Annotated in this window: 22 protein-coding genes; 16 read left to right on the top strand and 6 right to left on the bottom strand. The window is 46.0% G+C overall.

Annotated features, from left to right (window positions below; all coding sequences use genetic code 11):
* Positions 1-104: 104 nt before the first annotated feature.
* Positions 105-1,529, bottom strand: a complete 1,425-nt coding sequence (locus QUA78_RS03660; RefSeq protein ID WP_333299794.1) for an aspartate ammonia-lyase — start codon at positions 1,527-1,529, stop codon at positions 105-107.
* A 375-nt stretch (positions 1,530-1,904) separates the two neighbouring features.
* On the opposite strand from QUA78_RS03660, the gene QUA78_RS03655 reads away from it, so the two are divergent.
* Together QUA78_RS03655 and QUA78_RS03650 are read left to right on the top strand one after the other, a co-directional pair.
* Positions 1,905-3,770, top strand: a complete 1,866-nt coding sequence (locus tag QUA78_RS03655) for a hypothetical protein (protein WP_333299795.1) — start codon at positions 1,905-1,907, stop codon at positions 3,768-3,770.
* Between the two features lie 391 nt (positions 3,771-4,161).
* Positions 4,162-5,847 (top strand): DNA repair helicase XPB, encoded by a 1,686-nt coding sequence (locus QUA78_RS03650; RefSeq protein ID WP_333299796.1) that lies wholly within the window; start codon positions 4,162-4,164, stop codon positions 5,845-5,847.
* Here the strand turns inward: QUA78_RS03650 and QUA78_RS03645 are convergent.
* Positions 5,844-6,218 carry a lyase family protein gene (locus QUA78_RS03645; RefSeq protein WP_333299815.1) on the bottom strand — a complete coding sequence of 125 codons (375 nt, stop codon included), beginning with the start codon at positions 6,216-6,218 and terminating at the stop codon, positions 5,844-5,846. The two genes, QUA78_RS03650 and QUA78_RS03645, sit on opposite strands and share 4 nt — an antisense overlap.
* Positions 6,219-6,330: 112 nt before the next feature.
* Here QUA78_RS03645 and QUA78_RS03640 point away from each other — a divergent pair, with 112 nt between their 5' ends.
* The 11 genes from QUA78_RS03640 to QUA78_RS03590 all read left to right on the top strand — a co-directional run bounded on the left by QUA78_RS03640 (position 6,331) and on the right by QUA78_RS03590 (position 14,852).
* Positions 6,331-6,741: a hypothetical protein gene (locus QUA78_RS03640; protein ID WP_333299797.1), complete on the top strand. Its 411-nt coding sequence runs from the start codon at positions 6,331-6,333 to the stop codon at positions 6,739-6,741.
* On the top strand, positions 6,741-7,376 hold the full coding sequence (locus tag QUA78_RS03635) for a hypothetical protein (RefSeq protein WP_333299798.1): 636 nt from the start codon (positions 6,741-6,743) through the stop codon (positions 7,374-7,376). Before QUA78_RS03640 ends, QUA78_RS03635 begins: the two co-directional genes overlap by 1 nt.
* A gap of 69 nt (positions 7,377-7,445) precedes the next feature.
* The gene (locus QUA78_RS03630; protein WP_333299799.1) at positions 7,446-9,602 is read left to right on the top strand and encodes a WD40 domain-containing protein; all 2,157 of its coding nucleotides are present in this window, start codon (positions 7,446-7,448) and stop codon (positions 9,600-9,602) included.
* A 105-nt stretch (positions 9,603-9,707) separates the two neighbouring features.
* A complete protein-coding gene (locus QUA78_RS03625; RefSeq protein ID WP_333299800.1) occupies positions 9,708-10,049 on the top strand; it encodes a DUF2281 domain-containing protein in 342 nt (113 codons plus the stop codon).
* A complete protein-coding gene (locus tag QUA78_RS03620) occupies positions 10,039-10,395 on the top strand; it encodes a type II toxin-antitoxin system PemK/MazF family toxin (RefSeq protein WP_333299801.1) in 357 nt (118 codons plus the stop codon). Before QUA78_RS03625 ends, QUA78_RS03620 begins: the two co-directional genes overlap by 11 nt.
* 274 nt (positions 10,396-10,669) lie before the next feature.
* Complete coding sequence (locus tag QUA78_RS03615; RefSeq protein ID WP_333299803.1) at positions 10,670-11,101, top strand: hypothetical protein; 432 nt, start codon at positions 10,670-10,672, stop codon at positions 11,099-11,101.
* A 109-nt stretch (positions 11,102-11,210) separates the two neighbouring features.
* Positions 11,211-11,495, top strand: a complete 285-nt coding sequence (locus tag QUA78_RS03610; protein WP_333299804.1) for a peptidase — start codon at positions 11,211-11,213, stop codon at positions 11,493-11,495.
* A 134-nt stretch (positions 11,496-11,629) separates the two neighbouring features.
* On the top strand, positions 11,630-11,923 hold the full coding sequence (locus tag QUA78_RS03605) for a hypothetical protein (RefSeq protein WP_333299805.1): 294 nt from the start codon (positions 11,630-11,632) through the stop codon (positions 11,921-11,923).
* Entirely contained in the window at positions 11,910-12,239 is a 330-nt protein-coding gene (locus QUA78_RS03600; protein ID WP_333299806.1) for a type II toxin-antitoxin system PemK/MazF family toxin, read from the top strand. The genes QUA78_RS03605 and QUA78_RS03600 overlap by 14 nt, the downstream gene beginning before the upstream one ends.
* Positions 12,240-12,425: 186 nt before the next feature.
* Positions 12,426-13,571, top strand: coding sequence for an iron-containing alcohol dehydrogenase family protein (locus QUA78_RS03595; RefSeq protein ID WP_333299807.1), 1,146 nt, complete (start codon positions 12,426-12,428; stop codon positions 13,569-13,571).
* A 99-nt stretch (positions 13,572-13,670) separates the two neighbouring features.
* Entirely contained in the window at positions 13,671-14,852 is a 1,182-nt protein-coding gene (locus tag QUA78_RS03590; RefSeq protein ID WP_333299808.1) for an aspartate aminotransferase, read from the top strand.
* 76 nt (positions 14,853-14,928) lie between these two features.
* Here the strand turns inward: QUA78_RS03590 and QUA78_RS03585 are convergent, their stop codons facing one another.
* The 3 genes from QUA78_RS03585 to dapF all read right to left on the bottom strand — a co-directional run bounded on the left by QUA78_RS03585 (position 14,929) and on the right by dapF (position 17,974).
* Positions 14,929-15,309 carry an Imm10 family immunity protein gene (locus tag QUA78_RS03585; RefSeq protein ID WP_333299809.1) on the bottom strand — a complete coding sequence of 127 codons (381 nt, stop codon included), beginning with the start codon at positions 15,307-15,309 and terminating at the stop codon, positions 14,929-14,931.
* Positions 15,310-15,675: 366 nt separating this feature from the next.
* Positions 15,676-16,818 (bottom strand): hypothetical protein, encoded by a 1,143-nt coding sequence (locus QUA78_RS03580; protein WP_333299810.1) that lies wholly within the window; start codon positions 16,816-16,818, stop codon positions 15,676-15,678.
* Between the two features lie 229 nt (positions 16,819-17,047).
* A complete protein-coding gene (dapF, locus tag QUA78_RS03575) occupies positions 17,048-17,974 on the bottom strand; it encodes a diaminopimelate epimerase (protein ID WP_333299811.1) in 927 nt (308 codons plus the stop codon).
* Positions 17,975-18,286: 312 nt separating this feature from the next.
* Between dapF and QUA78_RS03570 the strand changes: the two genes are divergently transcribed.
* Positions 18,287-18,499 carry an Hfq-related RNA-binding protein gene (locus QUA78_RS03570; protein ID WP_333057289.1) on the top strand — a complete coding sequence of 71 codons (213 nt, stop codon included), beginning with the start codon at positions 18,287-18,289 and terminating at the stop codon, positions 18,497-18,499.
* A gap of 134 nt (positions 18,500-18,633) precedes the next feature.
* On the opposite strand, the gene QUA78_RS03565 is transcribed toward QUA78_RS03570, so the two are convergent.
* Entirely contained in the window at positions 18,634-20,949 is a 2,316-nt protein-coding gene (locus QUA78_RS03565; RefSeq protein WP_333398592.1) for a cation:proton antiporter domain-containing protein, read from the bottom strand.
* Positions 20,950-21,493: 544 nt separating this feature from the next.
* Here QUA78_RS03565 and QUA78_RS03560 point away from each other — a divergent pair.
* Both QUA78_RS03560 and QUA78_RS03555 read left to right on the top strand, forming a co-directional pair.
* Complete coding sequence (locus tag QUA78_RS03560) at positions 21,494-21,733, top strand: glutathione S-transferase domain-containing protein (RefSeq protein WP_333305436.1); 240 nt, start codon at positions 21,494-21,496, stop codon at positions 21,731-21,733.
* A gap of 36 nt (positions 21,734-21,769) precedes the next feature.
* Positions 21,770-22,831 carry an NADH:flavin oxidoreductase/NADH oxidase gene (locus QUA78_RS03555; protein ID WP_333305438.1) on the top strand — a complete coding sequence of 354 codons (1,062 nt, stop codon included), beginning with the start codon at positions 21,770-21,772 and terminating at the stop codon, positions 22,829-22,831.
* The last annotated feature ends 81 nt before the right edge of the window (positions 22,832-22,912 follow it).

Below are 22,912 nucleotides of genomic sequence, written 5' to 3'. Positions count from 1 at the left end.
TCTTTAACTTTAACCTGTGACAGCCGTTAGGCACAACTCAGAAGGCAGAATGCAGAATTCAATCAATTTCAGCCTTCTAGTTTCTAGCTGATAGCTTCGAGATCCTAAGCGTTAGCAGAAGATGCCGGCATCGCACTCATTTTTTCTAAATCTAGAACTTTTGCCAAGTCTTCTGCACTCATTAAACCCCGTTCTAGCACAATTTGTCGCAAAGATTTGCCCGTTTCTAGGGATTCTTTGGCGACGGCGGCGGCGTTGAGATAGCCAATGTGAGTGTTGAGGGCGGTAACGAGGGCGAGACTACCTTCAGCATAAGCGAGACACCGATCGCCCTTAGCTTCTATTTTTTCCAGGCATTTGGTGCTCAGGGCGCTGATGGTATTGCCTAAAATTTCGATGCTGTGAATGAGATTGTAGGCAATCAGGGGCATCATCACGTTCAATTCTAATTGTCCCGCTTGGGCGGCAAGGGCGATCGCGCTATCGTAACCCATAACTTGAAAACAAACCATCGATGTCATTTCTGCCATCACAGGATTGTATTTTCCCGGCATAATTGACGAACCGGGTTGCACGGGAGGCAGTTGAATTTCTTTCAAACCCGTTTTCGGCCCTGAGTCCATCAAACGCAAGTCGTGGGACATTTTAACGCAATCTTGAGCGAGATTTCGCAGTGCACCGGAGACATTTACAAACGGTGCCATACTCTGCATAGCTGCCATTAAATGCCTTGCTGGTTTCAAGGGGTGGTCGATTAATTCTGAGAGAATATCAGCAACTTTTTGACAGTATTCAGGGTGAGTATTTAAGCCTGTTCCTGCCGCACTTCCCCCCAATCCCAGAGATGTCAAATCATCGGATGCCCTGTCAATTCTCAAGGTATGTTCTCTGAGAATTTGCGCCCAAGCGCCGAAGGTATCGCCGAGTCGAACCGGCACGGCATCTTGCATATGAGTGCGGCCGGATTTTACAATATCTTTGAATTCTTCTGCTTTGTTTTCTAGGGCAACTACGGCATCCGACAAAGCCGGAAAAAGAGTTTTTTCTAACGCCAACAATCCGCCGATACGAATTGCAGTCGGAATCACATCATTTGTCGATTGACCGTAGTTTACATGATCGTTAGGACTGATGCGCTTGTAGTTGCCTTTTTCATCGCCCATAATTTCCAAGGCGCGATTTGAAAGAACTTCATTAACGTTCATGTGGTGAGAAGTTCCGGCGCCGGCTTGGTAGACATCAACTACAAATTGATCGCGCAATTTGCCAGCTAGGATTTCGTCGGCTGCTTCGATAATTGCTTGACTGATGTCTTGGGGAATGCAGCCGAGTTCGCCATTGGCGATCGCCGTAGCTTTTTTAATTAAAACACAAGCATCGACGTATGTTGATAAAGGCTTAATGCCGCTGATCGGAAAATTTTCAATAGCCCTGAGAGTTTGGATGCCGTAATAGACATTAGATGGGATTTGTTTGTCTCCCATCGAGTCGCTTTCGGTGCGGTAGCTGATGGTTTTGTGTTCGCTCATATCGCCTTGTTTGTGATGATTGGGAATGGGGGATTTTTTTTAAACACTGCTGACTGTCACTGCTGTTTTACCGTGCCTGCGGGCCCCGTAAAACAAAAGTCACCATTGTAAATAATTATCTCATACTCCGAGTTAAATCTCAAAGTTCAAATTTTAAATTAAGATTTTTTCCCTAAGTTTGTGCAAGTAGTTGTGTAATTCTGACTTTTTTAGTTTGCCTAATTCTGTACTTTATCAGATAAAATTTTTCTATTGTAAAATAAAACATTAAACCATGCTTAGGGTTTTTGTAACAAAAATTCAAGTTACAAATCTCAGAAAGTTGTTATATTTGGTAGCACAAACAATTTTGCAGCAGGCGAATTGCCAAAAATTATGCCGCGTTACCAAACCATAGATGATGTTCCTACCCTCCAAGAGGCACTCGAAGGAATAATTGTTGAAGATTTAAAAAAGCTGAATGCACTGTTGTCGGGCGATCGTAAATTAACCCGCAAAGCTGACCTGGTTGCTGGGATTAAAGAGCAAATGCAGGGACAAAAACTCAAGCAAGTTTGGGCGCAATTAGACGACCTGCAAAAAGCGGCCGTAGCGGAAGTCATATATGGGTCAGGTGGTGGCTATGATGCCGATGTATTTATGGCGAAATACGGACAACAACCAAACTGGGGAACAAGCGATCGCTATGGATATAACCGAGAACCCTCCCTACTATGCTTGTTCTTCTACGGCGCTGCGATACCCTACGATCTTGAAGAAAAATTGCTGAAGTTTGTGCCAAAACCTCAAGGAATTTCCTTAAATCTGGTTGGCGATGTACTGCCAGAGAATTTTATGGTTCGTGTAGAAAAACATAACTTTCGTACATCTAAAAAAGAGGTATCCGAGTACGAACTTCCCTTGACTATTTTTGAAATGGAACGGCCAGCCCCAAAGGATTTTGAAGCAGTTTTGCGTCTGATTCAGTCGGGCAAAGTTGCCGTTAGCGAGAAAACTGCATTACCAGGTGCCGCAACTCTGAAAGCGATCGCCGCTGTATTGCAAGGGGGTGATTTTTATAACGACGAACAGCGCCAAGCTACCTTGGAAAAGGGCGATATATTCTACGAAGTTGGTAACATCAAATCCTTTGCTTGGGCCGCGATCGCCCAAGCGAGCAAATTCGCCGAACAATCGGGCAAAAAGCTAGTTTTGACCAAAGCGGGACAGAAAGCTTTGCAAGAATCACCTGCCAAAGGATTACAGACAGCATGGAAGCGCTGGTTAAAAACAAACACTTTTGATGAATTTCGCCGCATTGATGCGATTAAAGGACAAACAGGCAAGGGGGCGCGCGGCATGACAGCGGCGGCGGGGCGGAGAGAGGCGATCGCCTCAAGGCTAGCAGAATGTCCTGTCGGTAAATGGATTCTGTTTAGCGAATTTAGCAGGTATATGTTGGCAACGGGCAATCGGTTTGAAGTAACCCGCGATCCCGACAATCTCTATATTTCTGAATTTGGGTATGGTAACTTAGGATATTCCGGCAGCCACGATTGGCATATTCTGCAAGAAAGATATATGCGCTGCCTGTTGTTTGAGTATGTTGCTACCCTGGGAATAATTGATGTTGCCTATGCCGATCCGTCCCTCGTACCCAGCGATTTTGACGATCTTTGGGGAACGGACGATTTGAGATTTCTCAGCCGCTACGACGGCTTAATATCTTTTCGCCTGACAGCTTTGGGGGCTTACTGTTTGGGATTGACTCACAATTACACCCCGCCAGCAATTGAGTTCCGTCAAACACTCCGCGTACTGCCCAATTTAGATATTGTTGTAGCAGGAGAAGGCATCGCGACATCAGATGCGATCGTCCTCGATCTCTATGCTAAAAAAGTTTCAGATGTCGTCTGGCAACTCGATCGACAAAAGCTATTTACCGCCATTGAAGCCGGATACCCGCTAGCAGAATTTAAAGAAGTTTTAGAGACAAGAAGTATCGAACCGCTACCCGAAACCGTACAGCAATTTCTGACGGATGTTACAGAACGGTCGAATAGTTTGCAAGATGCAGGAACTGTCAAGTTAATCGAATGTGCTAACCCCCATTTAGCAGTGTTGATTGCCAATGATTCCCGTACCAAAAAATTCTGTCAGCTAGCGGGCGCTAGCACTTTAGCAGTTCCATTATCCCAGGAAACTAAGTTTCGCAACGCCCTGCGGCAGATCGGCTACGTCTTACCCCAGCGGGATAAATAGTAATACCATTTCTCTAAAATCGTGCAACACTCTTCGACCCCCCCTAGCCCCCCCGCTGCATTGCGGGGGGAACAAGAATACTGTTGCATTCTTTTTTAAAATTGGTATAAGATCGTGTCCGGTGGTATCGATCGCACTCGCGCCAGGGTGCAGCAGTCGCATACAAATCCTGAAAATTATTACTCAGATTATCGCCCGACTCCTTCACCGCTACAAGTATCTATAGCAATCCTAAATCATTTGTGAGTTTCTTACTCCCTCCCCTTACCAAGGGGAGGGTTGGGGTGGGGTAAAAAAATTACGACTCCTGCAAGGATTGCTATACAACCAATTAAAATTATCTGCGTTTATCTGCCTTTTATCTGCCTTTTATCTGCGATCGCAACAACCTATGAATTATGTTCCCGAAAATGCTTTGATCGTGCAAAGCGATCGATCGATCTTACTAGAAGTTCACGCTCCCACAGCACAACAGGCGCGAGAAGCGATCGCCCCCTTTGCCGAATTAATCAAAAGTCCCGAACACATCCACACCTATCGCATCACGCCCCTCAGCGTGTGGAATGCGCGGGCGGCGGGAATGCCAGTTGAAGAGGCGATCGCAGCTTTGCGAAAGTATGCCAAGTATGCCATTCCTGAGTCCGTAGCGCAGGAAATTGAACTGTTGGGGGCGCGGTATGGATTAACTGTAATTGAAAGAATCGATGCGCGTCGCCCCGATTTACAACTGCGAATTGCCGATTTGCCCCTAGCGGAATTGCTGGTACGGGACGATCGCGTCAAACCAATGTTGGGCAAGCGCATCTCGGATCTTTGCTTTCAAGTCGATGCCGGGAATCGCGGCGTACTCAAGCAAGCTTTACTAGCGGTAGGCTATCCGGCAGAAGATTTGGCTGGATATGTTGAGGGTGCCGAATTAGGGATTTCTTTGCGCGATCGTACTTTAGGGGACTTGGCATTTAAGTTGCGTGCTTATCAACAAGAAGCAGCAGAGGCATTCTATCAGGACGGGGAGGTAAAAGGTGGAAGTGGGACGATCGTCCTACCGTGCGGGGCTGGTAAAACCATAGTCGGGATGTTAGCGATGAGTTTGGTAAAGCAAAAGACACTCATCCTCACCAGCAGTTTGACTTCAGTGCACCAGTGGCGCAGGGAAATATTAGACAAAACGAGCTTAACTGAGGATGCGATCGCTGAGTACAGCAGTGTCACCAAACAGACGGCTGCTGTCACCCTATCGACTTACCAAATGCTAAGTTATCGATCGAATAAAGATGATGAATTCCCGCATTTCGAGTTGTTTAATGCGGAATCGTGGGGACTGATTATTTATGATGAAGTCCATCTATTACCTGCACCGATATTTCGGATTACTGCTGAATTACAAGCACGACGCAGGTTAGGTTTAACTGCGACATTGATTCGCGAAGACGGGAAAGAAGGCGATGTATTCACGTTGATTGGGCCCAAGCGTTATGACGTACCTTGGCGCGAATTGGAAGGACAGGGATTTATTGCCACTGCCAATTGTACCGAAATCCGCGTCGCCCAAAATGAGGCGCAAAAAATGGCCTATGCCCTAGCGCCCCGCCGCCAACAGTTTCGCATTGCTGCTGAAAATCCGGGTAAGTTGGATATGGTACAAAGTTTATTGCAAAAAGAGGCGGGACATCGCATTTTAATCATCGGTGAATTTCTGGAACAGTTAGATGCGATCGCCAAAATTACCGAATTGCCTCTGATTACGGGGAAGACAAAACAGGCAGATCGCGATCGGTTATACGAAGCATTCCGTCACAAAGAGATTCCGGGATTAATTCTATCTCGCGTGGGCAATTTTGCCGTCGATTTACCCGATGCCGATGTGTTGATTCAAGTATCGGGAAAGTATGGTTCTCGCCAAGAAGAAGCGCAGCGCCTCGGACGAATTCTCCGCCCCAAACCCGACGGACACAATGCCAGCTTTTATACATTAGTATCGCTACAAACTTGCGAGGAAGATTTTGCCCGACACCGCCAACTATTCCTCACCGAACAGGGCTACAACTATCGCATAGAGGTTCAAAAAGATGTTTAGTCAGCGTTGCATAATAGACCTCGTACAATATTAACGCGCTTGTAAGTACCTTTTTCATCGCCCATAATTTCTAAAGCGCGATTTGAAAGAACTTCATTAACATTCATCTGGTGAGAAGTTCCGGCCCCGGCTTGGTAGACATCAACTACAAATTGCTCCCGCAATTTGCCAGCTATGATTTCATCTGCTGCTTGCACAATTGCTTGACTGATGTCTTCTGGAATGCAGCCAAATTTGCCATTGGCGATCGCCGTGGCTTTCTTAATTAAAAGACAAGCATCAACGTAAGTTGATAAAGGCTTAATGCCGCCGCTCGGGAAAATTTCAATAGCCCTTAGAGTTTGGATGCCATAATAGACATTAGATGGGATTTATTTGTCTCCCATCGAGTCGCTTTCAGTGCGGTAGGTTGCGGTTGATTTTTAGGTCAGATTAGGGAGTTGGTGATAATATCAAATTATCGCACGTTTAGAGGTAGTTTCATTGACGGATGAGGTTGAGAGAGAGGAGTTAATCGCCCAACTGCAGGCCACTGGAGTTAAGCATAACCCAGATGACATTCTGGGGATTGCCAGATTGTCGGATGGTAAAATTGTTTTTTTGGAGATTGGTAATGATCGTTCTGGGTGGCAACACATTCGCAAGGATCACGCTAATGACTTTGCCAACAGGGGAATTCCCGAAGACATGATTATTGATGCTATAATGAGTGCTGTCACTAGCGGCATAATTATAGGAAATCAAGGGACTAAGCGTAAGCGAGATGTCTATGAAAGTGAGTTCAACGGTGCAGTTCAATACATTTCAATAAGTGTCGGTGAGAATGGCTATATTGTCGGGGCTAACCCTACCAGAAAAGATATAATCCAGCGTTTACTTCGGGAGAGACAGTAATGGTGCAAAGAATTAAGCTGATGGCTGATTTTGATTGTTATCCGCTGTGGGATATGGATGATGGTGGCGATATCGCTCCCACAGAATTACCGCTGAGTGAAGCCACAATTGAACGTTTACTCAATTGGCAAAAGATTTATGATGGAATTATTGACTGGAATGATCCGGCTTCGGCTGGTTTTGCCACTATTAAGGAAGAGAGAGCTTTTGAAAGAAAAGGGATTAGTTTGTGGTGTCAACTTAAAAGAGAACTTGGAGATGATTACCAGGTTTTTTATAAGAGTCAATTGCACCAGCGGGTTCTAAATCCCTATGAATCGCGGTTAGGCAATTATTTAGATGCCCTTCTGCGAACGTCAGAATTGCCACAATTTATCCAAAAACGGAGGAGCAGTTTGGCAGAAAAAGAAGTTTCCAAAAAGCAATTTATTGCTCCCATAACGGTTGCTGTTACTAGAGGCAAAAGCATTGAAGCTCAAGGAAAAAGCAGAAGCGTCGATAAAGTTAAATTCAATGATGCGCTCTATTTCTATCAAGCAAGCGATCATCCCCCACACATTGTGCGTGCTAATCGCACAGCTAGAAAATTAATCCGTGATTTAGCCACGATAGAGAGTGATCAAAAAAAAGATTGAGTTGGTTACATTCCTCCTCCCAAACGACAAGTTGCTACACTATTAATAACTGCATCCTCACGCACATTTATGTTCGCAAATGTCCTCCTCGCTATCGCTCCCTACATCTCGGAAGTCCTCTCACCCATTGCCAGAAATATTGGCTACAAACTAGGAGAAGCCTTCGGCAATAACTCTCAAAAGTACCGAGATATCCTGATTCCCGCTCCCAATAACTCATCTGATTCGACTGAGATAGAGCGAGCAAAACAGCGTTATTCTCAAGAAATGCTGGAATACGCGAAAGCCAAAGATACCAGAGATAGGGAATTGTTAAAGCTAACAGTAGCACAAACAGCTCGCCGCCTTGAGTTGCAGGAACAGGAACAGCGAGACAGACTGAAGTTGGCAGCCTTGCAGCGGGATTTGATGCGGGAATTGCAAGCAAAGGATATTCAGGTCAAGCTGGCTGAAATTCAAACGATTTGGGATAAAGATACTTGGTTTTCTAAGTTGAATCGAGAGGAAACTAAGCAGATTTTACTTCAGCAGCAACACCGCCTCTTAATCTTACTATCACCGCCCAAAATTAGCAAGCGATGCCCGGAAACCTTCTGTGAAGATTTGCCAATTGAGATGAGAAGTGTGGGAGATTTTCTCAGACAGCATTATCCTCAACAGGATGTCTTACGCCCAGTTAAGTTTTATAGCGACTATTTCACAGAGTCGATTGGTGATATTGATGTGGAACGCTTGCAGCGAATTTTATCTCCGGTTCCTACTACAATTTTATATAGCGATATCAGCGACTATGCCGTAACTTTTCGCGTCGGCTTTTGGGGATTTATCAATAATCAGGAAGTCTCCCTGTTTTCTACCAAAGTTTTTGACTGGGAAGAGGCAAAAGATGCACTTTTAGCATCTGGAGTAAGTGAGAAAAAAGCCCTCCGCATGATTCGGCAGTTGATTGTGGCAATTCACAAGTTACTGGCGGGATTTTTAGCAGATTTGTATTATCTCAATATTGACCCCTGCTATGAACCTCAGTTGTTTAATTTAAGGGATGAATTGGCTGAAGATGGATTAGCAGAAGAGTGGGTAAAACCTTATTTTGATATTCTTCAGGATATTCAGCGGCGACAGCGAGAACAGTATGAAGAGGAGTTGAAAAAGCTGATTGAGCAAGTAGAGGCTGAACGTCAATCTCAAGAGGCTGCCAAAGCTGAAGCCCAACGCCAACAACAAATAAAAGAATCTGCCAAAGCTGAAGCCCAACGCCAACAACCAATAGAAGAAGCTGCCAAAGCTGAAGCCCAACGCCAACAACCAATAGAAGAAAAAATCCTTAGAAAAACTCACTCTTTCAAATGTGTCAAAACTAATCGCGTAGGTCAGTCATCTGTTGATTGCGTAGTTATTAGTCCAGATGGCAAGACCTTTGCTAGTAACAGCAGTGGAAATTGCAGCAAACTTTGGAATCTCCATACAGGAGAGCTGATTCGTAATTTCTCAGGGCATTCAGGTGCGGTTTATTGCGTTGCCATTAGCCCTAATAGCAAATTTTTAGCCACTGGAAGTTATGACAAACAAATTAAGCTGTGGAATCTGGAAACTGGACAAGAAATTAGCACTCTCAAGGGTCACTCACGTTTAACTCGGTCTCTTGCTTTTAGTCCAGACGGAGAAACTCTTGTTAGTGGGAGTAATGATAACACTATCAAAATCTGGGAGGTAAAAAATAGGCGAGAAATTCGCACTTTTACAGGGCATTTAAATTTGGTTTGTTCTGTCGCTATTAGCCCTGATGGACAAACTCTAGCTAGTGGTAGTTGGGACAATACTATCAAACTGTGGAATCTGAAAACCGGACAGAATATTTGCACTCTTAGAGGGCACTCAAAGCCAGCTTTTTCTGTTGCGATTAGCTCGGATGGACAAACTCTTGTTAGTGGCAGCTATGACCATACAATCCAAATATGGAATCTGAAAACACAAGAGAAAATTCGCACTCTCAGAGGACATTCAGAATTAGTTTTGTCTGTAGCTATTAGTGCCTATGGAAAAATTATTGCGAGTGGAAGTAATGACAATACTATCAAGCTTTGGAATCTGAAAACAGGAGAGGAAATTCACACTCTCACTGGACATTCAGCCAGGGTTAATTCTGTCTGTTTTAGCCCGGATGGAAACACTCTGGTTAGTGGCAGTAATGATGAGAGTATCAAGATTTGGCGGTGTGATGGGTGAAGTAACAGGGAAAGATGACAATTATGGCGCGATTGGCAAACAGGGAACTACCAAACTTGACTGCATGAGAAATAAACCGATAAACGCTTAGGAAAGGTAATTGAAATGTCAGAAACAATTAATTTTGAGCAAGCACTGTTAGAGAATTTGCGACAGTTGCCAACTGATAAACAACAAGAATTGCTCGAATTTGCACAATTCCTGGTGCAAAAAACGGAACAGAAACAGCACTTATCCAGCGAAAGTTCTGAGTCTAACAGTTCGTCAACAACCGAACCTAGTCTCAAGCTATCACTTAGAGAAATTGCTACCCTGCCAATAGCAGAACGCCATAAAATACTAGCACCATTTATACCTGCTACAGCCGAAGATTTTTTGACATATCCTGAATTAACTGAGTTTTCGGCACTCGATGGCGAAGACTGGGAGACTGAGTATGACTGCTAACCCAAAACGAGGAGAGGTTTGGCTGGTACAACTCGATCCCACGCGAGGACAAGAAATTCAGAAAACACGTCCTGCGGTTGTGATTAGTTCGGAAATGTTTAGTTCTATCCCCATGCGGATTATAATTCCTGTGGCTACATGGCAACCTAAATTTCAAAATCGCCCTTTCATGATTCTCATTCAGCGAACTGAAGAAAACTGTTTAGACGCAGACTCAGCAGGCAATGTTTTGCAAGTTCGGAGTGTAACTACTGAGCGATTTGTCAGATGTATCGGAAAAGTTTCTGAAACGGTTGTGCAAGAATTAGTGATAGGCTTAATTATCTGTGTTGATTATCGTCCATAAAATCAGGAATGTCGATCGCCCGAATTAGCTTTCTGAACATAAAACACACAAGAGGGTAGTCAGTAGGTTGGCTGGCACTGGATTCAGGTTAACAGTGGCAAACCATCATCTAGTGGCGTTTCCTCTCTCAACCCAAACCTACCAAACCTACCAAACTATCAGCCGCCTTCCATCTTCAAAATTTACTATTCCGCAGGATGTTGATTGATTCCCACCGATCTGATTTTCTTTGTGACACAATAGATTTTAGTATCGATCTATGTGAGGATTGTTCATGGCTCGTTTTAATCAAATCCTTGTCCTTAGCGCCATCAGCCTTCTAGCTTTGGCTGGTTGCGACAGCGCTAAAGAAGCTTCCACTCCGCCAACTTCACCCGCCCCGGTTCCTGCTGCTACTGCTGTAAAAACTGAGAAAGCAGCATCCCAGGGAAACTATGCAGAATTGAGTGGTGTGGTTTCCAGTACCAAAGCAGCAGTTCAGGCTGGAAACTTTGCCAAAGCCAAAACGGAATTTGGCACATTCGAGAATTCTTGGAAGAAGGTTGAAGACGGCATCAAAGCTAAAGCTCCCAAAAGCTACGATGCAGTTGAAGAAACCGCCGAAAAAGTGACGGATGAACTCAAAAAGTCTCAGCCAACTAAAGACAAAGTAATTGCTGAATTGCAGTTGCTGGAAACGACGATTAATAGCATTCCCAAGTCTTAAAATTAAGTAGTGAGTGCCTGTTTCTAGTTAGAGTTTCGCAATTACTCAGAAACAAGCACTCAACGCTCGCTTCTTATATAACCTCAGTATTCCCAAACTTTCAACCACTATGAAGAGAGTATTTCGCAAGTACCACCGCATTCTAGGCCTTATTGTTGCTTTGCCGATCGCGCTGACTGTCGTGACTGGAATGGTCATAACTATTGTCCGAGAGTGGCCGCTCGGTATTGAAATTTCATCGAGATTTTTGTTAAAAATTCATACAGGTGAAATCTTTCACCTGCAAGCAATTTACCCGATTTTAAACGGCTTGGGAATGATAGGTTTGCTAGTGACTGGTTTAAGTATGTCGGGTGTGTTTGGCCGGAAAAAGCAGCCGAGTTCCAATGATTAAAATCAAATAGGTGAGGAACTGTGGTCGGTTATATTGTTGGACTGGCTAGAATTAAGAACGCTCTCACCTTTGAGAGTCGTGATAATATATGTAGGTAACGCAGAAATCTAACAAAGCTGAAGGGTGAAAATCCAATGAAACCCACTATTAATATCGAACAAACCGTGTCAGAAAATTTGCGGCTTCTGTCGAGAGAAAAACAAGAGGAAGTGCTCGATTTTGTGCAATTCCTCTTGTACAAAGCACAACCGACAAACCAGTTTAGCCTAAGTTCAGAATCTCGCCCTTCGCCAACAGAAACACCGCCTCTCCAGCGCTCCCTACTAGACGGCGAAGACTATTTAATTGACCCAGCTACTACTCGCAGCCACGACGCTTTTTTGAAAGGTTACGCACCCGAAGACGAAGGACTTTATGACGACTATTGAACCTGGTGATTTTTGGGTGGCAAATATTCCTTTTACAAACGGCGCAGACTCTAAAAAACGCCCCATACTTTTGCTGTGGTTGGATGGCGAGGATGTTGTAGCAGCCGCCGTCACCTCTGCCAAACCCCGCAGCCAAACTGATGTATTTCTTAATGATTGGTCTGCCAGCGGTTTGCGCGTTGCTTCAACAGTACGCTTGTCTAGATTAGATTGTCTGGAAAAGTCTTTATTGCTAAAGAAAATCGGGCAAATTTCTCAACCAGATGCAACAGCAGTGAAACAAGTCTGGGATTTGTACGTTAAGCCTCAATTCTAATGATAGTTCGATCGCCCTCAACTCCCCAACTCGCCTCAACTCCCCCCTCCCATGCCCCAACCCCGCACAATACTTAATAAAAACTTTACAAAACTTACCCGATCGCCCAACATGGGTTAGAGTTATCCTAGAAAATCCAGCAATCCTGCAAAGCGTCAACCTTCTCGTCACTTATCCAGTGGTTCGATGACTCAAACCCAAAGCACTAAAACCGCCACCCCAACTGCCATTTATTCCTTGACAATTGCTCCCGCCTGTGTATTGCGGGGTCGATCGGCGATCGCACAAGCCGGAGATGCGATCGCCCGTTTCGGAAAGCGCCCGCTAATCGTCGGCGGCAGCAACTCCCTCGCCGCCGCCCAACCCTACCTGCAACCAATCCTCGAACAGCAGCAGTTAAAATCCGCCGAAACAGCATACGGCAAGGATTGCAGCGAAATCAGCCTCGAAACCCTCCGCGAAGCAGCCCAAACCCATCAAGCCGACTTCATCATCGGAGTTGGTGGCGGCAAAGCCTTAGACGCAGCCAAACTCGTCGCCCATCAGTGCAAAATCCCGATCGTCACAATACCCACATCAGCAGCCACCTGTGCGGCTTGGACAGCCCTTTCTAACATTTATTCAGAACAAGGTGCATTCCAATACGATGTCACATTAGCCAGATGTCCCGATTTATTAATACTCGACTACGGCTTAATTCAAACCGCACCGCAGCGGACATTAGTAGCAGGAATTGGAGATGCGATCGCCAAATGGTACGAAGCATCAGTCAGCAGCGGACACTCCGAACAAACCCTGATAATTTCGGCCGTCCAACAAGCTAGAATACTGCGCGATATTTTATTCCAAAAATCAGCCGCAGCCCTCAAAGAACCCGGTAGCGAAACCTGGCAAGAAGTCACAGATGCAGCCGTATTGCTAGCAGGAGTAATCGGCGGAATTGGCGGCGCTCAATGTCGCACCGTCGCCGCCCACGCCGTCCACAACGGCCTAACTCATTTATTAGCAAGTCACGGCACATTGCACGGCGAAAAAGTTGCTTACGGCATTTTAGTACAACTGCGACTAGAAGAAATGCTGCAAAACAATCAACTCGCCGCCACCGCCAGACAGCAACTGCTAAAATTCTACGCCGAGATTGGATTGCCCCAAACTTTAGACAACCTCGGACTCGGAGACATTACCATCACAGAATTGCAGCGCGCCGCCGACATAGCCTGCAATCCTAATTCCGACATCCACAGACTGCCTTTTAAAGTTGTTCCCCAACAATTAATGGCAGCGATGGTTTCTACCACCGCACCTGTGGGAGAATTAAAGATTAAGAATTAAAACAGTTTGTAGTAAGGACTAAAGTCCTGAAAAGGCTGTGCTAGCAAGGACGAAAGTCCTTACTACAAACCAGGAAAACTGACAACTGACAAAAAATAAATGACCTTGGATTGGATTAGCCCTGCTGACAGGTTGCAAAAACTACCGCCCTACGTATTTGCCCGTCTCGACGAACTCAAAGCCCGCGCCCGCGAACAAGGACTCGATTTAATAGACTTAGGAATGGGAAACCCCGACGGTGCCACTCCTCAACCAGTAGTAGAAGCCGCCGTCGCAGCCATCCAAAATCCTGCCAATCACGGCTATCCACCCTTTGAAGGAACTGCCAGTTTCCGCCGTACTATTACTAAATGGTACAGCCGCCGCTACAACGTTGAACTCGATCCAGAAAGCGAAGCATTGCCTCTGTTGGGTTCTAAAGAAGGTCTAGCACATTTTGCGATCGCCTACATAAATCCCGGCGACTTAATATTAGTACCAAGTCCTGCTTATCCCGTATTATTTCGCGGCCCGATTATCGCTGGTGCAAAAGTTCACAACATCATCCTCAAACCAGAAAACGACTGGGTAATTGACTTAGCCGACATTCCCGACAGCGTAGCCGAACAAGCCAAAATACTCTACTTTAATTATCCCAGTAATCCGACTGGAGCAACAGCACCCCGCGAATTTTACAAAGATATTGTTGCTTTCGCACACAAACATCAAATTTTGCTGGTTCACGACTTGTGTTATGCGGAATTAGCCTTTGACGGCTATCAACCGACAAGTTTATTAGAAATTCCCGGCGGGAAAGAAATCGGTGTTGAATTTCACACCATGTCCAAAACTTACAATATGGCCGGCTGGCGTGTCGGTTTTGTAGTAGGAAATAGCAAGATTATTCAAGGTTTGCGGACATTAAAAACTAACCTAGATTACGGTATATTTTCCGCATTGCAAACAGCAGCGGAAACAGCACTGCAATTGCCCGATAGTTACTTGCACGAAGTGCAGAATCGTTACAGGACTCGCCGGGATTTCATGGTGGAAGGATTGGCAGAATTAGGGTGGAATATTCCTAAACCTCTGGCTGCAATGTATCTTTGGGTTCCCTGCACTCCGGGCATGAGTTCGACTGATTTTGCCCTGAATGTTTTGCAGCAAACGGGTGTTGTTGTGACTCCTGGCAATGCTTTTGGGCCGGGCGGCGAAGGATATGTGAGAATTAGTTTAATTGCAGATTGCGATCGACTGGGAGAAGCATTGCGGCGCTTGAAACAAGCAAATATTCGATATTAGTTATTGGGCATGGGGCATGGGGCATAGGGCATGGGAATTGGGCATTGACTTTCAAGTACAATCTTGACGCAATTGACTAATTAATTAAATTCAACCTATCCTCATAACCCAGCATTATCTTCTGCAAGGTGTTCTGCAACTTCTGAAATTCTGAATCATTTACAGAAAAAGCAATTCTTGCCTCATCGCAATTTGTATGAGGATTGGGTCTTGAACGATCGAAATGAACAATTAAGCGTTCGCGGTTTAAAGTAACTTCTTTAATTCCTCCATATTCTCCCCAAGACTGATCGTCTATCTCCCAGTAGACACTCTTTAGGTTAGGAAGAGCATCTTCTTGATGAAATTCATGTCTTTGCATAACAAAATAATGTTCGTTATCCTCCCCGGACGAAAAACCAATATAAAATGACTCTTGAATTCCCACAAGTTGTGCAAAAAGTTCAAACACCATCATAAACTTAATCCACTTGTTTTGGTGAGCTATTTTAACCGGAACTTCCCCTTCTACGCTCTTAACTTTTCTCTGAAACCATTTATAGCGGTTCTCAAGAAAGTGAAGTAAGTAGGCTGCGTCCCATGCCCTATTGGTGTCAACTTAACATCAAACCGATAGTCCGGCAGGGGTTTAAACCCCTGCCTCAAAGCTAAAGTCCTCTCAAAGAGGACTGAAGAACTCATTAGTCCTCTTTGAGAGGACTTTAGCTATTAGACAGGGAATTCATTCCCTGGCGGACTGACGGGTGGGCGGGAGGACTGGTGGACCAAAAGCTTCAGTTGACACCAATGCCCATGCCCCATGCCCTATCCCAATTCCCAATAACTACGCTTTTTTTATTTCATTAGTAATCCAGTCAAAAGTTTGCATAACTTGCTTGAGGGCCGATTCATCTTGCAAAGTAAACAAAGCTAGACTCGGCGACCTTCTCTCGCCCGGTTCTATAGGTAGCGACAGACCGATCGAACTCAGCTTGCTTCTCAATTCCAGCCAATTTTCTTCCGCATTAAACGGCGGCCCGGAACCGTAATTGTCAGCAGAAATCTCCATTCTGCCAGCAATATCTACAGTGAATAGCTGATAGGGTTTTCTTCCCCTTTGAGGCAATTGAGCGGCGAAACCGCCGTAAGCGTCCCCCGTTCCCCAGTGGATTTGAACTTCGGGTTCTTGACTTTTTGCCCAAAGGTAAATTGCTTTTGCCATTTGCGCCTCGTCCGCGCCCCGTCTAGCTTTGATTTCCGCAAAAAATGAAGATTCATCCCAGCGCCGTCTTTCGCGTGTTGCGCTGGATTTTTTCTGCTGTGCTTCCGCTGTCTGACCGATCACTCTAGGAACCAAAGTTTTGAGGCCATCTTCACTTACATACTGCTTAATTTCCAGGGCCAAAACTTCAACCGGGTCCATTTGTTCGTTGAGAAATTCCACAACTCGGCGCATTTCAGCGGAAATCTCGTCAGCTACAAACACTAAGCGAACTTTACCCGCTTGCAAATTAGTTTTAACCTTCTGCCAAAATCTGTCTTCATTAGCATCTGCACCGAGAAACTCTTCAAAAATCTGTTCTGGATCGCGACCCCGATCGCGACAATTAGCTTCAAACAGAGCAATAATTGAATCGATGGGCCAGTAAACCAACGCATTAGCAGCATAGTCGATCGACTGACCCAAAACTTTTTGCCGCAGTTCGGCATTAGGAGTTCGCCGGACATCCACCAAAGTAGGAACGGCATTTTGGTCGAGAAACAAATGATCCAGCGACCACTGCACCGCTGTTTCCTCATCGCTGGGTGCAGCTTCCCGCGAAATTAACAGCCACCTCCGCGCCGTAGCCCGATCGATTTGGTCTCCCGCGATCAAATTAGGATAAGTTACTAGCAAGTCTTGTAACTGGTCTTCCGAGTCGTAGGGCTGTTCCATCATTTCTACCAGCCTGTCGTCGTCCTGAATCAGATAAATACCTCCAGCCATGCAAGCCCACCTACTTAATTTTAGATTTTAGATTTTAGATTTTAGATTTTAGATTTCAGGCTTAGTTATTAGTCTTCAGTCTTCAGTCCGCAGCCAATAAATTCTGAAGGCGGAAGGCATTGCCCAGAATGCAATAAAAATTTTGAATTCAATAATTTTTATTGTTTGTTAATTCAACAAAAAAATCCTTCTGACTAATGACTGATGACTAATAACTGATGACTGATGACTAATGACTAATACAACCAGTAAATACTCGCTGTGCCGGCCCGGTCATGTAAATCCGCCCAGAAACTTCTGCCCATTCGATTTCCAAAACGCCGCCGGGGAGTTCAACCGCAGTTGCCCGATCGCACTTCCCTACCAACACCCCAGCTACCACAGCAGCACAAGCACCAGTCCCACAAGCTAGAGTAACACCCGCGCCTCTTTCCCACACCCGCATTTTTACATAGTCCGAACGTATCACTTGAATAAATTCCGTATTGGTACGCTGCGGGAAGGCTTTGTTGTGCTCGAATTGAGGCCCGACAGTTTCTAAAGCAACAGCCGAAACATCCTCTACAAAAGTAATGCAGTGAGGATTGCCCATGCTGACGCAGGTAACAGACCAAGATTTATCAGCAACTTCGATCGGCACATCAATAACTTTGGCATCCGGTGCAGCCAAAGTTGTCGGAATTTCCGCAGCCAGCAGCCGGGGAACCCCCATATCCACCTTCACCTGACCGTCCGATCGCAATTCGGTGATAATAACGCCCGCACCGGTGTGAATCCGGTACTCAGTCTTAGATTCACTCCCCCCCTTAACAACGGAGGGGTCAATTTCTTTCGATTCACTCCCCCCCTTAGCAAGGGGGGGTTGGGGGGGGTGAATTTCAGACCCTTCCAAATCGGCGATAAACTTAGCCAAACAGCGAATCCCGTTGCCGCACATTTCTGGTTCCGAACCGTCGGAGTTAAAAATCCGCATCGTATAGTCAGTGTCGTTTTGACCCGGAAGAGCAAATATCACACCGTCTGCGCCAATCCCGAAATGTCGATCGCACAACTCCACAGCTTGTTCTGGCGTGATCACTGGTTCTGACGAGTGGCGGTTGTCAATCAGAATAAAATCATTTCCCAGTCCGTGATACTTCGCAAACTCGATCGGCATAAAAACAAACCTCTTTTGGTTAAAACTGATTAGATAATTTGATCGCCAAATTACCCATTTCCCAGTATTATAAAACTTTCTGCAATTTATAGTCCTTTCTCGTCAAATATCAACAAATATAATTTTTATAACTCTACAGGGATATCTAATTAATGCTGATGTCAATGGCTCAATGAATATCGGTAGAAAAGTAACTGCCAATGGGTTTCTCCCTCATCGGGTACAGGCACTTGTAATTGCGACAGTAAGGGTTAAACGATATAAACAGAAGAATATGGTTTAAGGTAATATTTGACTATATTTTTCTGAACTATGTCTGAATTTGAGACCGGATTGCCCAGCGTTCGCTTAATACAAAGCTACATCAAAGACAAACAACAGGTGGAGATCAAACTCCTGACCGGCGACTTAGTAGCTGGCAGAATTTTTTGGCAGGATAATAGCTGCATTTGCCTCCTCGATCCATCAGAAACACAAATTCTGATCTCGCGGCCAGCAATTGCTTATCTCAAACCCAACGGCTGAGAGTGGGGAATGGGGCATGGGGCATGGGGCATGGGGCATTGTTGACTGTTGACTGTTGACTGTTGACTGTTCGCTGGAAAGCTCACCACAGTCAACTGCCAACTGCCAACTGCCAACTGCCAACTGCCCGCTGACTAATCGCTAAACAGCTTTTCGCTGACTTGGGCGGCGACAAAAGGCAGCTTTAAAGCAGGTTGCGGCACCGGCGGTGAGGCCGTCCGCTGCATCAAGCCGAGCTCGTAGAAGCCGCCGCACAGCAGCAAACGATCGCCTTCTTGCAAATTGCTAGTTCCGTCGGGCCAGCGAGTAAATTTCCCTTCCCGGCGGATCGCCCGCACCTGCACCCCGTACTGGCCCAGCAAATCTACCTCTGATAGTTTTTTGCCCGCCCAAGGGCTGTTTGCTGGCAGCCTCAGCCACTGGCAAGAACTGTCGCCCTGCGGCACTGCAACTTCCCCCTTCGCCAGCAACTCAAAACTGATGAGTTCTTCCGGTTCTCCCACTACAAAAAGCCGATCGCCCGACTGCAAAGCAGTCTTGCCGTTGGGATAATCAATTTCCTCGCCATCTTTGCGGACGATCGCCATTACGCTGACCCCTGTCAACTGCCGCAAGTTAGTTTCTTCCAGAGTCATGCTGGCGATGGGAGAACCCGACGGCAAGTTGTACCACTCGCTGTTCATATCTCGAACCGCCACTTTCAAATCCCGCGAAACCGCCAAAGGTTCGCGCGGTGGCCGCAATTCCAGATAGCGGCTGCTGCGAATTTGCTGCACTTCCCGCGCGATCGCGGTTGCCGAGATCCCGATGCCAGCCAGCAAGTGGGCAGACAGTTCTAAACTCGCCTCAAACTCCGGCTGCACGACTTCCCAGGCCCCCAGTTGGTAAAGCAGTTCGATGTCTTTATCTTGGTTAGCGCGCACCACAATATCCAAATCCGGGACTAATTCTAAAGCCCGCTTCAGACACAAGCGAGTGCTCATGGGATCGGGAAGGGCGATCGCCATTGCTTTTGCCCGTTCCACCCGGGCCGCTTCCAATACGTGCCAACTGGCAGCATTCCCGTAAATGTAAGGAATTCCTTGCATTCTGCAGTCTTGAATTCTACTTTCTGACTCGTCGATCACCACAACTGAACAGTTGCGGCTTTGCAGCATTTTGACTAAAATTCTGCCGACTCGCCCGTAGCCGCAAACCACAACATAATTTTGTTCCGGCAAAGTTTCAGCTATTGCCACAGGTTGAGATGTTTCGTCAAAATAGCGCTGCAAAGGCCCGAATTTTTCCGCCCATTTCAATAACTGCGGCACGCTTCTCAACACAAACGGAGTCAGCACGAGGGTGACGGCTGTCGTTCCTAAAATTAATAGATAAACGTTCCGCGAAACCAGCCCCATAGCTTGGCCGGCACTAGCTAGTACAAAGGAGAATTCTCCTATTTGAGCTAAGCCCAAACCTGCGATCAATGCTGTTTTTAGCGGATAGCCAAATAGTCGGACGATCGGCGTTATAATCAAGAATTTGCCGACAAATACTATAAATACCAGTCCCAGAATTACTTCTAGATGGTTCCACAGAAACACCGGGTCAATTAACATTCCGATGGTGACAAAAAATAAGGATGCAAAAATATCTCGCAAAGGCTCGACATAAGTTAGAGTTTGGTCGGCATATTCCACCTCCGAAATCATTAAACCCGCCACAAATGCGCCCATCTCGATCGAAAAACCCAAATATTCTGTAAGCAGCGCAATCCCTAAAGCCAAAACCACAACTCCCAGCAAAAACAGTTCCCGACTTTCTGTTTTCGCGAGGTAGCGCAGCAACTGCGGTACCATCCAAATGCCAGCGACTACAGCACCGGCAGCAAATAACCCGATTCGCAGCAGGGCCCACGCTACCGTCATGCCGATCGCTTCTGCTGGCTGGTTGAGTGCCGGCAAAACTGCTAGCATTAGCCCCAAAGCCAAATCTTGAACTACTAATATTCCCAGCATGACTTGACCGTGGGAAGTACCGCCTTCATTGCGCTCCATCAAGCACTTGAGTACAACTGCGGTCGAGGAAAGCGACAGAATCGCTCCTAAAAACACGCCTTGAGCAGGCGATTCTACCCACCCTACAGCCAAGGAAATTGCAGTAGTAATGGCGATCGTCAGCACAATTTGCAAGCCCCCCCCGCCCAAACTAATGGCTTTAACTTTCTGGAGTTCGGCGAAAGAAAATTCCACTCCCAAGGCAAATAACAGAAAAGCAACCCCGAATTCAGCCAGGGTGTCTACCTGAATTAATTCTTTAATCAGCCCCAAACCGGCCGGCCCAACTACGATCCCTCCTAGGAGATAGCCGAGAATTACCGGCTGTCGCAACAGCGATGCAAAGAGTCCTCCTGCTGCGGCAGCAGCGAGAACTAGAACTAAGTCAACGATCAGTCGGAAGTCTTCTTGCACAACTTTATGAAAAAAGTATAAAGTTATATTATAGTGTCTAATGTGTTGACTATGTTTAGTTAGTTGACTGTAGTTGGTGAGCCAGGGCAACTGCAACTATATAACCCGGTATTTTTTGATACCCAAGAGTTTCTCTCCTCACAAAAAGCTTAACCTCTTGCAAGTTGATGATCGAGGCATTGGGGCTTGATTGGGGGTAATTTTTCACCTCAACCCGATGAGGGTGGATAGATTAAATCAAGTTACTTTTTTAAATTTATTTCAGGCGGGGTGGAGTGATTTTAATTACCTTTTTGTAGTGAGTGGTTTGATCACGGTGTACGTTCACAGATCGGCGATCGGTAAAAAGAATTAGTTAAAATATTTTTTATTTATTCAGGCCCTGCTTGCGGATTTACCCGATATACTGGATAATTACTAAAGCACTTGTGTGTTTTAGTCTAGTAATCCCCGGTTTTGCTAACAATAAAGATTTAGGTTTTAGACAAGTAATTTTGTCGTTTCTCTTGATACCTCAAAATGACAAGTCCATTCGGGATGTAGGTTGGACAAAGCTGCCGTCGCACCTGTAAAGACTGCGCTAGAGGCGATCGAGTCCCTAACTGTAGGACACCCATATTTCCTCGGTCACGAACTGAGTATTGCCGATTTCTACGTAATTCGGGTCTTCACCTACCTATCGCAAACCCCAGAGTACGAAGCAACGATCGCTCAAACTCCGAAACTGCCGACTTGGTGGAATGAAGTCAGTCAACTTTCCAGCGTCAAGAAAGTCTGTGCTTGACATCTTTAGCATTTTATAAATCACGGGTTTACAACCATGTCCCATTTATTTGAGCCATTCGATCAACGTGGCGTTAGTTTCCGAAATCGCATTGCAGTTTCTCCCATGTGTCAATATTCCAGTGTTGATGGGTTCGCGAATGATTGGCATCTGGTTCATCTCGTCAGTCGAGCCGTAGGAGGGGCGGGGCTGGTGATGACTGAAGCAGCAGCAGTCGAGCCTGAAGGACGAATTACGCCACAAGATTTGGGAATCTGGCAAGATGCTCACATTGAAATGTTGGCGCGAATCGTCGAGTTAATTCACCGCAACGGTGCGGTTGCTGGAATTCAACTTGCTCATGCAGGTCGAAAAGCCAGTACAGCAGCTCCGTGGGATGGCGGCGGTGTGGTTTCGGAATCTCAAGGAGGATGGACTACGATCGCGCCTAGCGCCATTCCATTTGAACCCGGTACCCCCGCCCCGATCGCTCTGAGTATCGAAGACATTCAGAAGCAGACAACACTCTTTGTCAGCGCAGCCCAACGCGCCCTCGAAGCCGGATTTGACGTAATAGAGATTCATGCGGCTCACGGCTACCTACTGCATGAATTTATGTCTCCCTTGAGCAATCAACGGACTGATTCCTATGGTGGCACTTTTGAGAATCGCATCCGGTTTTTATGTGAAGTCGTAGAAGCGGTGCGAAATGTTTTGCCGGATCGAACACCGCTTTGGGTTCGCATTTCTGCAACCGATTGGGTTCCAAATGGTTGGGACATTGAACAAAGTATTGTACTCAGCTATAAATTAAAGTCACTGGGCGTTGATTTAATCGATTGTTCCTCAGGCGCCATTGTACCGGGTGTAAAGATTCCGACGGGTGCAGGTTATCAAACTACCTTTGCCGAGAGCATTCGACGCTCCGGGAACATCGCCACCGGAGCAGTTGGTATGATTACTGCACCCGCGCAGGCTGACCACATCATCCGTACAGGTCAAGCAGATATGGTATTACTTGCCAGAGAAATGCTGCGCGATCCTTATTGGCCGATGCGGGCTGCGAAGCAACTACGTCAGTCGGTGCCTGCTCCAATTCAATACGCTCGCGCTTGGTAATTAAGCGGATTTGCGATCGGCCGGGTGTTCGCCTATGCTATCGAGCAACCCGCTGATGTCGATGTCAACGAAATTATCATC

Origin of the sequence: Microcoleus sp. K4-B3, from assembly GCF_036704615.1 — a bacterium.
Taxonomy (GTDB): Bacteria; Cyanobacteriota; Cyanobacteriia; order Cyanobacteriales; family Microcoleaceae; genus Microcoleus.
This window is presented reverse-complemented; position numbering and strand designations above follow the sequence as displayed.

Excerpts from the sequence above, each read along its gene's own strand:
- QUA78_RS03590 (WP_333299808.1), top strand. The coding sequence starts at position 13,671 with ATGACCTTGGATTGGATTAGCCCTGCTGACAGGTTGCAAAAACTACCG.
- QUA78_RS03580 (WP_333299810.1), bottom strand. The coding sequence starts at position 16,818 with ATGGCTGGAGGTATTTATCTGATTCAGGACGACGACAGGCTGGTAGAA.
- QUA78_RS03555 (WP_333305438.1), top strand. The coding sequence starts at position 21,770 with ATGTCCCATTTATTTGAGCCATTCGATCAACGTGGCGTTAGTTTCCGA.
- QUA78_RS03585 (WP_333299809.1), bottom strand. The coding sequence starts at position 15,309 with ATGATGGTGTTTGAACTTTTTGCACAACTTGTGGGAATTCAAGAGTCA.
- QUA78_RS03615 (WP_333299803.1), top strand. The coding sequence starts at position 10,670 with ATGGCTCGTTTTAATCAAATCCTTGTCCTTAGCGCCATCAGCCTTCTA.
- QUA78_RS03655 (WP_333299795.1), top strand. The coding sequence starts at position 1,905 with ATGCCGCGTTACCAAACCATAGATGATGTTCCTACCCTCCAAGAGGCA.
- QUA78_RS03600 (WP_333299806.1), top strand. The coding sequence starts at position 11,910 with ATGACGACTATTGAACCTGGTGATTTTTGGGTGGCAAATATTCCTTTT.
- QUA78_RS03650 (WP_333299796.1), top strand. The coding sequence starts at position 4,162 with ATGAATTATGTTCCCGAAAATGCTTTGATCGTGCAAAGCGATCGATCG.
- QUA78_RS03605 (WP_333299805.1), top strand. The coding sequence starts at position 11,630 with ATGAAACCCACTATTAATATCGAACAAACCGTGTCAGAAAATTTGCGG.
- QUA78_RS03660 (WP_333299794.1), bottom strand. The coding sequence starts at position 1,529 with ATGAGCGAACACAAAACCATCAGCTACCGCACCGAAAGCGACTCGATG.
- dapF (WP_333299811.1), bottom strand. The coding sequence starts at position 17,974 with ATGCCGATCGAGTTTGCGAAGTATCACGGACTGGGAAATGATTTTATT.
- QUA78_RS03620 (WP_333299801.1), top strand. The coding sequence starts at position 10,039 with ATGACTGCTAACCCAAAACGAGGAGAGGTTTGGCTGGTACAACTCGAT.
- QUA78_RS03630 (WP_333299799.1), top strand. The coding sequence starts at position 7,446 with ATGTTCGCAAATGTCCTCCTCGCTATCGCTCCCTACATCTCGGAAGTC.
- QUA78_RS03635 (WP_333299798.1), top strand. The coding sequence starts at position 6,741 with ATGGTGCAAAGAATTAAGCTGATGGCTGATTTTGATTGTTATCCGCTG.
- QUA78_RS03625 (WP_333299800.1), top strand. The coding sequence starts at position 9,708 with ATGTCAGAAACAATTAATTTTGAGCAAGCACTGTTAGAGAATTTGCGA.
- QUA78_RS03610 (WP_333299804.1), top strand. The coding sequence starts at position 11,211 with ATGAAGAGAGTATTTCGCAAGTACCACCGCATTCTAGGCCTTATTGTT.
- QUA78_RS03595 (WP_333299807.1), top strand. The coding sequence starts at position 12,426 with ATGACTCAAACCCAAAGCACTAAAACCGCCACCCCAACTGCCATTTAT.
- QUA78_RS03570 (WP_333057289.1), top strand. The coding sequence starts at position 18,287 with ATGTCTGAATTTGAGACCGGATTGCCCAGCGTTCGCTTAATACAAAGC.